The organism is Salipiger abyssi (assembly GCF_001975705.1).
Lineage (GTDB): Bacteria > Pseudomonadota > Alphaproteobacteria > Rhodobacterales > Rhodobacteraceae > Salipiger > Salipiger abyssi.
In genome coordinates this window covers 26,463-40,979 of the sequence record NZ_CP015094.1, presented here as the reverse complement: position 1 = coordinate 40,979, position 14,517 = coordinate 26,463, and the positions used below count along the sequence as shown (strand labels likewise).

At 67.2% G+C, this 14,517-nt stretch carries 6 protein-coding genes; 3 read left to right on the top strand and 3 right to left on the bottom strand.

What is annotated here, in order from left to right:
• Positions 1-6: 6 nt before the first annotated feature.
• Positions 7-1,263: a glycosyltransferase 61 family protein gene (locus Ga0080574_RS24405; protein ID WP_076706150.1), complete on the bottom strand. Its 1,257-nt coding sequence runs from the start codon at positions 1,261-1,263 to the stop codon at positions 7-9.
• Between the two features lie 258 nt (positions 1,264-1,521).
• On the opposite strand from Ga0080574_RS24405, the gene Ga0080574_RS26765 reads away from it, so the two are divergent.
• The 3 genes from Ga0080574_RS26765 to Ga0080574_RS24355 all read left to right on the top strand — a co-directional run bounded on the left by Ga0080574_RS26765 (position 1,522) and on the right by Ga0080574_RS24355 (position 12,247).
• Positions 1,522-10,788 carry a calcium-binding protein gene (locus tag Ga0080574_RS26765; RefSeq protein WP_083716987.1) on the top strand — a complete coding sequence of 3,089 codons (9,267 nt, stop codon included), beginning with the start codon at positions 1,522-1,524 and terminating at the stop codon, positions 10,786-10,788.
• A 125-nt stretch (positions 10,789-10,913) separates the two neighbouring features.
• Complete coding sequence (locus Ga0080574_RS24365; RefSeq protein ID WP_076706149.1) at positions 10,914-11,426, top strand: hypothetical protein; 513 nt, start codon at positions 10,914-10,916, stop codon at positions 11,424-11,426.
• A gap of 63 nt (positions 11,427-11,489) precedes the next feature.
• Positions 11,490-12,247, top strand: a protein-coding gene (locus Ga0080574_RS24355; RefSeq protein ID WP_156876251.1) for an IS5 family transposase whose coding sequence is annotated in 2 segments (ribosomal slippage) — positions 11,490-11,811 and positions 11,811-12,247 — 759 coding nt in all. Because the reading frame shifts where the segments join, the coding sequence is not laid out codon by codon here.
• On the opposite strand, the gene Ga0080574_RS24350 is transcribed toward Ga0080574_RS24355, so the two are convergent.
• On the bottom strand, positions 12,231-13,271 hold the full coding sequence (locus Ga0080574_RS24350; protein WP_076706147.1) for a glycosyltransferase family 10 domain-containing protein: 1,041 nt from the start codon (positions 13,269-13,271) through the stop codon (positions 12,231-12,233). The two genes, Ga0080574_RS24355 and Ga0080574_RS24350, sit on opposite strands and share 17 nt — an antisense overlap.
• A 27-nt stretch (positions 13,272-13,298) precedes the next feature.
• A complete protein-coding gene (locus tag Ga0080574_RS24345; protein ID WP_076706146.1) occupies positions 13,299-14,474 on the bottom strand; it encodes a nucleotide sugar dehydrogenase in 1,176 nt (391 codons plus the stop codon).
• Between the last annotated feature and the right edge of the window lie 43 nt (positions 14,475-14,517).

The following is a 14,517-nucleotide window of genomic DNA, read 5'->3' as shown; positions in this document are numbered from 1 at the left end:
CGGGGCTCAGGGCAATTCGTCGATCAGGTGATCGAGTCCGAGATTGCCGAAATCCGTGCGCACCTGCCGGGCCGAAGCGGCGTGATCGATCGGCTGGCGCGGATCGAGGCGGATCCGGATCCAGTTGCGGATCGCCCGGTCGCGCGCCTCGAGATAGGCCCGCTCGTCCCAGACCCGCGACAGCGGGATCCCCAGCGCTTCGAAGGCGCCGATCAGCGTCTCGGTGTCGTAAAGCGAGATCGCCCGCACGATCCAGGGCTTGCCACTGGGCCAGAGCACCGAGGCGGTGCCGCGGGTGGCCTCGACATAGATCAGTTTGGACACCCGCGGCTGCAAGGCCGACAGGCCGATCCGCATCCCGGGGCGGCGGTTCAGCACCACGACGGTCTGGTCGCGCCGGCCCAGAAGCTGACGCCCGTGCATCGCCGAGCCTTCGGCGAAGATCAGCAGATCGGCGCCCTGGTAATAGGCCAGCTGCTCGGCCAGCGGCATCGCCTCCGGGCGGATCACCGTCACCCCCAGTTGCTCCAGCGCCTGGTTGAGATACGGCTCCCCCGCACCATGGCCTTCGGCGGTGGCCTCCATCGCCGCGCGCGAGACATAAACGACGGAGTTCGGCTTCGGTGTCAGCCCCCGCGCCTCGGTATTGGCGTCCAGAAGATCAAGATAACCCTGGCTGGTGGGGACATGCGCCCATTGCTCGGCCATCGGCGCGGCCCAGAGTTCGGCGACGCGCAGCGGCTGGTGCACAAAGCGGACCTGTTCGCCCGCCACCCCGTACCAGGAGAGGGTCTGCCAGAAGAAGCGCGGCAGCTGCGCTGCGGTCTTGCCCCGTTCCAGGGTGAAGAGCATCACCTTGTCGCCATGGCTGCTGCGGGCCTGGAGGATCCGGGTGCCGTGCTCGGCGACGAAATGGCCGAAATGATCGACGCAATGCCCGCCCCAAGTGGCCGGTGCATCGAAGTCCGCCTGCTGGCCGGGCAGCGCGGGGGGGAAGCGGTCGACCGGCTGACCCGAGCGGTTGTGGCGCAGCGGGCCGGCGGCGCGCCAGTCGGGCCAGACCGGCCCGCCGCGCAGCACCATGCCGTTGTTTTCGGTCACCGGCACCACCGGGATGTCGGCGAACCGGGTCATCTCGGGCAGACCCTGGTTATGATAGGTAAAGATCCGCGGTCCACCGGAGATGGCTGGAGAAGAGCCCGGCCGGTCGGTCGCGCCGTCGCCGGCGGATTTTGTCATACGCATCGTGTCGACCCAGCTCATCCGAAATGTCCTGTCTGCCTGTCCGGCCCGCATTATGCGTCCGCCCGGTTTCCGATCCATGTGTTTGACCATATCCGGCCCCGGTTCGGCAAGCTGGCGCAGCACGCTCTTTTTTAATCGTTCCTGAAAGTCACAGGGTGAAATAAAGGCTTAAGATTAAAACGGTAAGTATTTTTTCCTAGGGCGGGTGGGGGATAACCTATATACAGCACGCGGGTTTTCCCGGGGCATAAAAAAGACTGAAAATCAGAGGGCAGTATGGCGGTAATCGGCGGAACGGGCGGCAACGACCCGCTGGCAGGCACGAACAATCCGGACACGATAAACGGTCTTGGCGGCAATGACCAACTTGTCGGACATGGCGGAAATGACGCCCTGTCCGGCGGGGCCGGGGGCGATACGCTGGTTGGCGGCGCGGGCAACGACACGCTCGACGGTGGCACGGGGTCCGACCGGGTCTTTTACTTCCGTGAGACTGGGCCTTCCGGGATATTGGCGGATCTGGAGACGGGTCGGGTCACGGATACCTGGGGCGATACGGACACGCTGATCGGGATCGAATGGCTTTACGGCTCGGCGCTGAACGACACGATCCGGGGGTTCAGCAGCGGCAACGACCTGATTTTCGGCAATAGCGGCAACGATTCCATCGACGGGCGCGGCGGCGACGATGTGCTGATCGGCGACCAGGGCAACGATACGCTGCAGGGCGGGGCGGGCTCCGACCAGGCGGCCTATTTCTTCGAGACCGGGTCGCTGGGGATCTCGGTGAACCTGATCGCCGGCACGGCGACGGATACCTGGGGCCACACCGACACGCTGTTCAATATCGAGCGGATCATCGGGTCGGACCATGCCGACACGCTGCGCGGTTCGGCGGCGGCGGATTATTTCCACGGCCATGCCGGTGCGGACCTGCTGGAGACCTATAGCGGCGAGGACACGCTGGTCGGCGGCGCCGGGGCCGACACGCTGCGCGGCGGCGGCGGCGCCGACATGGTGGGCTATTTCCTGGAGGGCGGCGGCAGCGGGGTCACTGTGGATCTGCGCGCCGGCACCGCCACCGACAGCTGGGGCGACAGCGACACGCTGGAGGGGATCGAATACGTCCACGGCACCGATCACGGCGACACGCTGCTGGGCTCTGACGCGCATGGCGACCGGTTCTTCGGCTATGCCGGCGACGATTACATGGACGGTCGCGACGGCAACGATCTCTATTACACCGGCGCCGGCAACGACACGATCGTCGTCGGCGGCACCATCGCCGATGCCCGCGACACGATCGTGGTCAACGGGGCGGGGCACAACACCGTCATCGGCGGCGATTCCGAGGGCACGCAATACGGCCATCACATCGTCTTCACGCTGAACGAGGCGGTGACGGTCAACCTGGCCACCGGTCTGGCCAGCTCGGCCAGCATGACCACGGATTTCAGCGCGGCGCTGTATTTCCTCGAGGTCAACGGCACGATGCATGACGACCTCCTGGTCGGTGGCAACCCGCGCTTCGACTATCTGGAATGGTATACCGGCAACCAGGGCAACGACACGATCGACGGTGGCAGCGGCACCGCCGACACGGTGGTCTATCAGCCCGAGGAAGAGATCGGGTCGTATAATTTCGATCTCGGCCGGGTCGAATACGGCACCATGGGGGTGGTGGTGAACCTGGCCACCGGGGTGGCACGGGACACGTTCGGCGACACCGACACGCTGATCAATATCGACCATGTGCGCGGCACGCGCTTTGCCGACGCGATCACCGGCAGCGCCGAGGGCAATGCCTTCTGGGGTCTGCAGGGCAACGACACGTTCAACGGCGGTGCCGGCGAGGACACCGTGCATTACGGCGAGGATTACCTGCGCGGCGGCACCGCCGGGGTCACCGTCAATCTGTTCAACCAGACCGGCATCGACGGCTATGGCAACACCGACACGCTGATCAGCATCGAACATGTCCATGCCACCGCGCGCAACGATTTCCTGACCGGGGACAATGCCGGCAACCGGCTGTTCGGCGAGGAGGGCAACGACACGCTGGTGGGCCATGGCGGCCGGGATGTGCTGGTGGCGGGCGCCGGCAACGACGCGCTACGCGGCGGCGCCGAGCATGACGAGCTGGTGGGCGACGCGGGCAATGACACGCTAGATGGCGGCGAGGGCGACGATCTGGCGCGCTACCGCGACGACCCTGCCGGGATCTCGGCGGATCTGCTGACCGGGCGGGTCGCCGACGGTTATGGCGGCACCGACACGCTGATCAATATCGAGGGGATCCACGGCTCGGATCACGGCGACACGCTGTCGGGGGATGCCGGGGCGAACGAGTTTTCCGGCTTCGGCGGCAACGATCTGATCGAGAGCCGCACCGGGGCCGACACGCTGCTGGGCGGCGACGGGCGCGACACGCTGCGCGGCGGCGGCGGCAATGACGAGCTCTGGGGCCAGGCCGGCACCGACACGCTGGACGGCGGCGCCGGGGTCGATCTGGTACGCTATCGCGACAGCGCGGCGGGGGTTTCGGCGAGCCTGGCCTCGGGCAGCGCGCAGGACGGGTTCGGGGGCACCGACACGCTGCTGAATATCGAGGGCATTCACGGCTCCGATCACGGCGACACGCTGACCGGCGATGCCGGCGGCAACGAGCTGTCGGGCTTCGGCGGAAACGATCTGCTCGACGGCCAGGGCGGCGACGACACGCTGCTGGGCGGGGCGGGGCGCGACACGCTTCTGGGCGGCACCGGCGCCGACGAGATCTGGGGCGAGGCGGGCGACGACACGCTGGACGGGCGCGGCGGGTTCGACCTTGCGCGCTACGGCAACTCGGCCTCCGGGGTGACGGCGGATCTGGCGGCGGGCAGCGCGCAGGACGGGTTCGGCGGCACCGATGCGCTGAGCAATATCGAGGGTCTGCACGGCTCCGATCACGGCGACGTGCTGCGCGGCGACGCCGGCGGCAACGAGCTGTCGGGTTTTGCCGGCAACGACACGCTGCAAGGCCAGGGCGGCGCCGACACCATCCTCGGCGGCGACGGAAACGACAGCATCCAGGGCGGAGCCGGAAATGACGAGATCTGGGGCCAGGGCGGCTTCGACACGATCGACGGCGGCAGCGGCAGCGACCTGATCCGCTATCGCCAGGACAGCGCGGGCGTCACCGTGGACCTGAGCGCCAGCTCGGCCCAGGACGGCGCCGGCAACACCGATGTGTTGCAGAATATCGAGAATGTCGACGGCTCCGATTACGGCGACGTGCTGAGCGGCGATAGCGGCGGCAACCGGATCTTCGGTTATGCCGGCAATGATACGGTGTCGGGCTTTGGCGGTGCCGACACGATCCGCGGCGGGGCGGGGCATGACAGCCTGTCCGGCGGCGACGGCAATGACGAGCTCTGGGGCGAGGCGGGCAACGATACCCTGTCCGGCGGCGCCGGCACCGACCTCGCGCGCTACCGCGCCACCACCGGCGGGGTCACGGTCGATCTCAATGCCGGCCAGGCACTGGACGGCTACGGCACGCAGGACAGCCTGACCGGTATCGAGAACGTGCACGGCTCGGATTACGGCGATGTGCTGCGCGGCACGTCGGGCGAGAACGAGCTGCGCGGCTTCGCGGGCAACGATAATATCTCCGGCTTTGGCGGGCACGACACATTGCTGGGCGATACCGGCAATGACACGCTGTCCGGCGGCGCCGGCGAGGACGAGCTCTGGGGTGGTGCCGGCAACGACACGCTCGACGGTGGTGCCGGGCGCGACCTGGCGCGTTACCGCGACGACACGTCCGGGGTCACGGTCGATCTGGCTGCGGGCCAGGCTCTGGACGGGTTCGGCGGCAGTGATGCGCTGACCGGAATCGAGGGCGCTCATGGCTCCGATTACGGCGACACGCTGCGTGGCGATGGCGGCGACAACGAACTCTTCGGCTTTGGCGGCGGCGACCTTTTGCAGGGCGGTACGGGCAATGACACGCTCACCGGTGGCGACGGCTCGGACACGCTCCAGGGCGGTGCCGGCACCGACCTGCTGAGCGGCGACGGCGGCTCCGACACGATCGACGGCGGCGACGGTACCGATGTGGTGCGCTACCGCGACGACAGCACAGGGGTCACGGTCAACCTGATCTCGGGCCAGGCGCTGCAAGGCGGTTCGGCGCTCGATACGCTCTTCAATATCGAAAATGCACATGGTTCCGATCACGGCGACCGGCTGACCGGTGACGTCGCGGCGAACGAATTGTCTGGCTTTGCCGGCAACGATACGATCACCGGCAATGGCGGCAATGACACGATCCTCGGCGGCGCCGGCAATGACAGCCTCTCGGGCGGCAGCAACAATGACGAGATCTGGGGCGAGGCAGGCGACGATACGATCGATGGCGGCGCCGGCAGCGACCTGATCCGCTACCGCAGCGCCGGGGCCGGGGTTGTCGCGGATCTGGCCGCAGGGACAGCGCAGGACGGCGATGGCGGCACCGACAGCCTGCTCAATATCGAGAACGCGCATGGCTCGGATCACGGCGACCGGCTCAGCGGCGATGCCGACGACAACGAGCTTTCGGGCTTTGCCGGCCGCGACACGCTCACCGGCAATGGCGGCAATGACACGATCCTTGGCGGCACCGGCAATGACAGCCTCTCGGGCGGCAGCGGCGATGACGAGATCTGGGGCGAGGCGGGCGACGATACGATCGATGGCGGCGTCGGCAGCGACCTGATCCGCTACCGGTCCGACACGGGCGGCGTCAGCGTCGATCTGACCGCAGGCAGCGCCACCGACGGCTCCGGCGGCAGCGATGTCATCTCGGGGGTCGAGAACGTCCACACCTCCGATTACGGCGATGTGGTGCGCGGATCCGCCGGAGCGAACCGGATCTTCGGCTTTGCCGGCGACGACACGCTGCGCGGTGAGGCGGGCAGCGACACGCTGCTCGGCGATGGCGGCAGCGATGTGATCGAGGGGGGCGATGGCGATGACGAGATCTGGGGCGGTGGCGGCGATGACACGCTGAGCGGCGGCAGCGGCGCCGACCTCGTGCGCTATCGCGACGCGATCGGCTCGGTCTCGGTGAACCTGGTCACAGGCGATGCGCAGGACGGGTTCGGTAGCGCCGATGTGCTGAGCGGGCTCGAGCATGTCGATGGTTCGGATTTCTCCGACAATATCACCGGCGACGGGGCCGGTAACCGGCTCTTCGGATTTGACGGCAACGATACGATCTCCGGCAATGGCGGCGCCGACACGATCCTCGGCGGGGCCGGAAATGACAGCCTGTCCGGCGGCAGCGGCAATGACCAGATCTGGGGTGAGGCGGGCGACGACACCATCGACGGCGGCGCCGGCACCGATCTGGTGCGTTACCGCGGCGCCACCTCCGGGCTGGTGGTCGATCTGATCCTAGGCACGGTCAGCGGCGAGGGCCGCGATCTGCTTTCCGGGATCGAGAATATCGACGGCTCCGACCAGGCCGACCTGTTCATCGGATCCAGCGCGGTCAATGTGCTGTCCGGTTTCGGCGGGGCCGATACCTTTATCGGCGGGGCCGGCAACGATGTGCTGTCGGGCCGCCAGGGCGGCGACCGGTATGAATTCAGTGCCGGCGACGGCTATGACGTGGTCAACGACCTCGGCGACGGCAGCGGCACGGACCGGGTCGTGTTCCACGATTACTATGCGCGCAATGCCACGATCATCCGCCAGAACCCCGCCAACGAGGCGATCCTGATCAGCTTCGGCGCCACCGGAGATGCGGTGGTTCTGGCCAACACGCTGAACGCCGGGCACAGCGGCGCGATCGAGCAGATCGAATGGGCCGACGGCACCGTCTGGACCCATGCGGATCTGATCGCCGCGCTGGGACAGCAGGGTGTGGTCGACAGCACCGGTCCGACCCATCAGGACAACCTGCTCAACCGCACGTCGGGCGACGATGTCACCGATGCGCTCGGCGGCAACGACCTGGTGCGCGGTCTGGGCGGTGACGACAGCCTGTCGGGCAGCGACGGCAACGACACGCTGATTGGCGGCGAGGGCAACGATACCCTGCGCGGCGGCGACGGCAACGACCGGCTCGAAGGCGGCCCCGGCGACGACGTCAAGGATGGCGGCGCCGGCACCGATACCGCGGTCTACGGGGTGACGCTTTCGGATGCGGTGGTCACGCTGTCCGGCGGGGTCTTCACCATCTCTTCGCATCTGGGCACCGACCGGGTCAGCAATGTCGAAAATTTCGTCTTCGAGGACGTGACCCTCGACACCGCGCAGATGACCGCCATCGCGCGGAACGCGGCGCCGGTCTCCTCCCTGCCCGCGACAATGACCAGCACGGAAGGCAGCATCAGCGTCGATTTCGCGCAGTTCTTCAGCGATCCGGAAGGCGCGGCGCTGAGCTGGGAGATCCAGGGCCTGCCGGACGGGCTAAGCGCCTCCGGCTCCGGGCTGACCGTGAGCGGCACCGCCGAGGGCAGCCTGACCCCCTATCTGGTCACCGTCACGGCGAGCGACCCGCTGAACGGACGGGTCAGCGCCACGGTGGAATGGACCATCCGCAACGTCAACGCCGCCCCGACCGGCGGGGTGCGCATCCTTGGCAACGCGGTCGAAGGCGAGATCCTGACCGCCGATACCGGCACCCTGGCCGATATCGACGGGCTCGGCGACCTGACCTATGTCTGGACCCGCGACGGCGTGGCGGTCTCCGGCGCCACCACCGCCAGCTATCAGCTGACCGCCGCCGATATCGGCCACGCGATCGGGGTCCGGGTGCGCTATACCGACGGCTTCGGCACGACCGAAACCGTGTCGGCGCCGGCCACCGCCGCGGTGGAAAACGTCAACGCCGCCCCGGCAGGCGGGGTCTCGATCTCCGGCACCTCCACCGAGGGGCAGGTCCTGACCGCGATGACCGGCAGCCTGAGCGACGGCGACGGGCTCGGCGCGCTGCGCTACCAGTGGCTGCGCGACGGGGCGGAGATCGAGGGGGCCAACGGCACCACGTATACGCTGACCGATGCCGATATCGGTGCGCGGATCACCCTGCGGGTGAGCTATACCGATGGCCAGGGCACTGCGGAAAGCGTGACCAGCCCCGCCACCAGCGCGGTACGCAATGTCAATGACAGCCCCACCGGCGGGGTGACGGTCGATGGCACCGCGGCCGAGGGCGAAACCCTCAGCGCCAACACAACGACCCTGGCCGATGGCGACGGGCTCGGGGTGCTGAGCTATCAGTGGCTGCGCGACGGGGCCGGGATTTCCGGCGCCACCGGGGCCTCCTATACGCTGGTGGCCGACGATATCGGCAGCCAGATCAGCGTCCGGATCCGCTATACCGACGGGCACGGCACGGCAGAGGGCCTGACCAGCGCCAGCACCGCGACAGTGACCAATACCAATGACGCCCCCGGCGGCGAGGTGGTGATCACAGGCGATGTGGAGCAGGGCGCCACGCTGACCGCCGATACCAGCACGCTCTCCGATGGCGACGGGGTCGGGCCGCTGAGCTATCAGTGGTTGCGCGACGGCACTGCCATCCAGGGCGCCACCGCGGTTTCCTATCATCTCGGGGTCGCCGATATCGGTGCCGAGATCAGCGTCCGGATCCGCTATACCGATGGTGGGGACACCGAGGAAACGGTGACCAGTGACGTCACCGCCCCGGTGATCAGCGGCAACGACCTGCCCACCGGCACGCCGGTGATCTCGGGCACCGCGGCGCAGGGGCAGACGCTCGGGGTGAACACCTCCAGCATCGCCGATGCGGACGGGCTCGGCGGCTTCAGCTATCAATGGCTGCGCGACGGCAGCGCCATCCAGGGCGCCACCGGTGCGACCTACACGCTGGTCACCGCCGATATCGGCGCCATGATCCGCGTCCGGGTCAGCTATACCGACGGCATCGGCACGGCAGAGAGCCTGACCAGCGCCAGCACCGCGACAGTGGCCAATTCTAACGATGCGCCGACGGGCCGGCCGGTGGTCACCGGCACTGCCACCCAAGGCCAGACCCTGACCGCCGATACCTCGGCGATCGCCGACGAGGACGGGCTGGGCAGCTTCAGCTACCAGTGGCTGCGCGACGGGGCGGCGATTTCCGGCGCCACCGGTGCGAGCTATACGCTGGCTCAGGCCGATGTCGGGCGGAGCCTGTCGGTCCGGGTCGGCTATACCGATGGCGGCGGCGCCGCCGAGAGCCTGACCAGTGCCGGCACCGCCGCGGTGGAGAATGTCAACGATCCGGTCAGCGGCGCACCCGTTATCACCGGCACCGCGACCCGTGGTGCGGTGCTGGGGGTCGACACCGGTGCGATCACCGATCCCGACGGCTTTGCCACGCCGTTCTTCTACGAATGGTACCGCGACGGCAGCTTTGTCATGGGCCAGCGGGGCGAGACCTATACGGTCACCGCTGCCGATGACGGCGCCGCGATCAGCGTCAGTGTCTATTACACCGACGCAGGCGGCACGGTCGAACGGGTCAGCAGCGCCGCGGTCACCTCCGGCGGCGGCAACCGCGCGCCCACCGGCGCGCCGGTGATCTCCGGCACGCCACGCCCGGGCGAGACCCTGACTATGGCAACCGGCAGCATCGCCGATGCGGACGGGCTGGGCACGCTCTATTACGAATGGTGGCAGGACGGCACGCGCATCGCCGGGGCCTTCTCGCAGAGTTACACGGTAGGAGCCGACGACCTCGGCAGCGCGATCATCGCCCGCGTCGTCTATACCGACGGCTACGGTACGGTGGAGCGGGTCGACAGCGCCGCAGTCACCATCACCGCCAGCGGCGGCACCGGAGTGACGCGCAGCGGCGATGCCGGCAACAACCGTCTCGAAGGCACGGACGGGGCCGACAGCCTGAGCGGGCTGGCCGGCAACGACACGCTGATCGGCCTGGCGGACAACGACACGCTCAGCGGCGGCGATGGCAGCGATACGCTCAATGGCGGCGATGGCGACGATTTCATCTTCGGCGGCGCCTCCGAGGCCGATCTGCGCGACGTGGTCTATGGCGGTGCCGGCAACGACTCGATCGACGGCGGTTACGGCAATGACGAGCTTCGCGGCGACGCCGGCAACGACACCATCCTCGGCGGTTACGGGGTCGACAACGTGCTGGGTGGCGATGGCGACGACCAGCTGACCGGCCAGACCTGGTCGGATGCGATCTTTGGCGGCAACGGCAACGATTTCATCAATGGCGGCTTCGGCCATGACCGGGTGAATGGCGGCGCCGGGGCGGACCGGTTCTATCACCTCGGCGTGGAAGGGCATGGCTCCGACTGGATCCAGGACTTCTCCGATGCCGAGGGCGACACGCTCTATTTCGGCGGAACCGCGACGGTCGACGACTTCCAGGTCAATTTCACCGAGACCGCCAATGCCGGCACCGCCGGGGTCGAGGAAGCCTTTGTCGTCTACCGCCCCACCGGGCAGATCCTCTGGGCGCTGGTGGATGGCGGCGCGCAGGATCATATCGATCTGCTGATCGGCGGGGTGAGCTACGACCTGCTGGCGGCCTGATCCGCCCCTGCTCTCCCGGTCGTCCAGGCATGGCCTTTGTGCGGCGCGGGACCGCCCGGAAACCGGTTTCCCCCCCGCGCATTGCGGTCTAGGGTCGGCGCACAAGTGTTACCAACGGATTTGACATGTCTGCTCCGCTCCCCCGGGATCTTTCCGACCTCCAGTCCGCCCTGCGGGCCAAGCTGGAAGAGGCCGAGCTGCTGGCGATGACCAGCCTGGACGAGATCGAGACCCTGACAACCCTTCTGGGTCAGCTCACCGCGCCCGGTTCGGGGACGGAGGATAAGTCCGGCGCGGAGTCTGCCGCGCGCGAGGAGATGCGGCACCGTCTCGCCGGGGCGCTGCAGCGCCCGGCATCGCCGCAGGTCGCAGCCCCCGAACGGCAGAAGGCGGCTCTGATGGCCGATCCGCTCTTCGATGCCACATGGTATCTTCAGACCTATCCGGATGTGGCGGAGAGCGGCATGGATCCGGCAGCGCATTATCTGAGCGCCGGCGCCTTCGAGGGCCGCGATCCGGGGCCGGCATTCGACACCATCGCCTATTACCTGGCCAATCCCGACATCGCCGATGCCGGCTGGCCGGCCCTGTCGCATTATCTGATGTTCGGCCGCGCCGCCGGACGGCGCCTAGCCTAGGGTCAGGACCCATTGATTTCCGACTGGCAGCGTGATTCACGGTTCGGAAAACGAGCGGTGAACATGTCTGATCTTTTCTGGTTGAGCGACGCGCAGATGGCGCGCCTTGCGCCTTTCTTTCCTAAATCCCACGGCAAGCCTCGCGTAGACGATCGGCGCGTCCTGAGCGGGATTATCTTCGTCAACCGCAATGGGTTAAGATGGCGTGATGCACCCGCCGCTTATGGCCCGCACAAGACGCTCTACAACCGTTGGAAGCGGTGGAGCGACAAGGGCGTCTTTGCCCGGATGATGGCGGGTCTGGCTGCCGAACACGGCGAACAGAAGACCGTCATGATCGACGCGACCTATCTCAAGGCCCACCGAACAGCGACCAGCATGGGCGTGAAAAAGGGGGGCGTGGACGCCTGATTGGTCGGACCAAGGGCGGCATGAACACGAAGTTGCACGCCGTCTGCGACAGCCAGGGCCGACCGCTCGACCTCTTCGTCACGGCAGGACAAGTCAGCGATTACATCGGTGCCCGCGCTTTGGTGGGCAGTTTGCCAAAGGTGGAATGGCTGCTGGGAGACCGCGGCTACGATGCCGACTGGTTCAGAGAAACGTTGAAAGACAAAGGGATACGGGCCTGCATCCCAGGCCGGAAACAGCGGAAGAAACCGGTGAAGTACGACAAGCGCCGCTACAAACGCCGCAACCGGATTGAGATCATGTTCGGCAGGCTGAAAGACTGGCGACGCGTGGCAACTCGATACGACAGATGCCCGAAGGTCTTCCTCTCAGCCATCGCCCTTGCTGCAACCGTCATCTATTGGCTATGAGTCCTGACCCTAGCACCGCGGCGAATTCCGCCACCAGCGCCGCGCGCAGCCGGTCGAGCTCCGCGTCCAGCGTGGCGCGGTCGCGGAACAGCTCCGCCAGGCGCTGCTGCTGGGCGGTATAGGCATCGCAGAAGGCCGGCCCGAAGGCCACCGCCGACAGCCGTTCCGGCACCCGTTCCGGCGCCGTGTCCCAGAGATTGACCCAGCTCTCCGGATCCGGCGCCAACTCGCGCACCCGGTGATCCGGCCCGGCCATATAGAGCGGCACCGACCCCAGCGCATAGGCATCGAAGAGTTTTTCGGTCACATAGGCCGGCTCATGGGTGTTCTCGATCGCCGAAACGAAGCGGAACCGCCCGCGCAACGCGAGATATTTTTCCAGATGCCAGTCGACCAGGGCCTGGCGGATGGTGTTGTCCGGCCAGCCCTTGCCCATATGGGCAAAGCCCGGGCCCTGGCAGGCCTCGGCGATCGCGCTGCGCTGGTTGCACAGCGACCGCAGCGAGCTGCCCGGAAAGGCGACCTCGTAGCGCGGCGAGACCCGCCGCGCCATCATGAAGGCCGCCTGCCCGGGCAGGGCGGCGAAATGCGCCTGCCAGTCGCGCGGCGATTTCCGCGCGTTGCGGCCGAACCAGAGCGCGTAGCGGGTCCGGAAATGGCCGTCGGTCAACAGGAAATAGGGGATGCGATCGAAGGCATAGAGCCGCGAGGTCCGATGGTTGAGCTGGGTGACAGGCAGCGGCCCGTCCGGCGCCGGGTGCCGCAGGTCGCGGCGCAGCGGATCGTGCCCCCAGATCGTGTCCCAGAACGGCTCCTCGGAAAGCAGCACCAGCCGCTGATCCGCCGAGAGCTGGCGCAGCGCGGGGGCGTGGCGGTCGAGATCCTTGCTATGGGCCACGGCCACGATATCGGCCCGCGCCGGATCCGCGACCACCCGGATATCGCCCAGGCAGCGGGCACGGATCTGGGCATAGGCCAGCGGCTGGCGGTGGGCGTAATCCCCCAGAGCGGCGAAGGTGATCATGCCGGCCTCTCCGCGGGCGCCGCCGCCTCAGTCCGCGCCAAACAGGTCGCGGGTAAAGACCTTGTCGGCGACCCGGGCCAGCTCCTCGGTCTGACGGTTGGCGATGATCACGTCGCAGCTCCGCAGGAACCCGTCGAGATCGTGGCTCACCTCCGACCCGAAGAAGTTCTCCTCCTCAAGCGCCGGCTCGTAGACCACCACTTCGATGCCCTTGGCCTTGATGCGCTTCATCACCCCCTGGATCGAGCTCTGGCGGAAATTGTCCGAACCCGCCTTCATCACCAAGCGATAGATGCCCACGCGCCGTGGATTGCGGGCCAGAACCTGCTCGGCGATGAAATCCTTGCGCGTGCGGTTGGCATCGACAATGGCGCGGATGAGGTTCTGCGGCACCTCGGAATAGTTCGCCAGCAGCTGCTTGGTGTCCTTGGGCAGGCAGTAACCGCCATAGCCGAAGGAGGGGTTGTTGTAATGGCCGCCGATGCGCGGGTCGAGGCTGACCCCGTCGATGATCTGCCGGGTGCTGAGCCCGTGGCTGAGCGCGTAGCTGTCCAGCTCGTTGAAGAACGCCACCCGCATGGCGAGATAGGTATTGGCGAAAAGCTTGATCGCCTCCGCCTCGGAGGACTCGGTGAACAGCACCGGGATGTCCTCCTCCTCGGCGCCTTCGACCAGCAGATGCGCAAACCGCTCGGCGCGTTCCGAGCGCTCGCCCACGACGATCCGGCTGGGATGCAGGTTGTCGTAAAGCGCCCGCCCCTCGCGCAGGAATTCCGGGCTGAAGATCACCTGACCGGTGCCCATCTTCTCCGACAGCCCGCGGGTATAGCCCACCGGGATGGTGGATTTGATGATGATCGTGGCATCCGGGTTCAGCCGGGTCACCGTCTCGATCACCGTCTCCACGCTCGAGGTGTCGAAGAAATTGGTCTCCGGATCGTAATTGGTCGGCGTCGCCACGATCACGAATTCGGCCTCCGCGAACGCCTCCTCGGGATCGGTGGTGGCGGTCAGACCGAGCGGCTTCTCGGCCAGATAGGCCTCGAGCTCGGCATCGATGATCGGGCATTGGCGGGCATTGAGCATATCGACCCGCTCCTGGCTGATATCGAGGGCACGGACCTCGTTATGCTGGGCCAGCAGGACAGCGTTGGAGAGACCGACATAACCGATCCCTGCAACGGCGATTTTCGTTCCGGACATGAGGCGCCTTCTTCGTTGCGGCGTTTCGGAAGGCGGGCCGCCC

Excerpts from the sequence above, each read along its gene's own strand:
- Ga0080574_RS24350 (WP_076706147.1), bottom strand. The coding sequence starts at position 13,271 with ATGATCACCTTCGCCGCTCTGGGGGATTACGCCCACCGCCAGCCGCTG.
- Ga0080574_RS24345 (WP_076706146.1), bottom strand. The coding sequence starts at position 14,474 with ATGTCCGGAACGAAAATCGCCGTTGCAGGGATCGGTTATGTCGGTCTC.
- Ga0080574_RS26765 (WP_083716987.1), top strand. The coding sequence starts at position 1,522 with ATGGCGGTAATCGGCGGAACGGGCGGCAACGACCCGCTGGCAGGCACG.
- Ga0080574_RS24405 (WP_076706150.1), bottom strand. The coding sequence starts at position 1,263 with ATGAGCTGGGTCGACACGATGCGTATGACAAAATCCGCCGGCGACGGC.
- Ga0080574_RS24365 (WP_076706149.1), top strand. The coding sequence starts at position 10,914 with ATGTCTGCTCCGCTCCCCCGGGATCTTTCCGACCTCCAGTCCGCCCTG.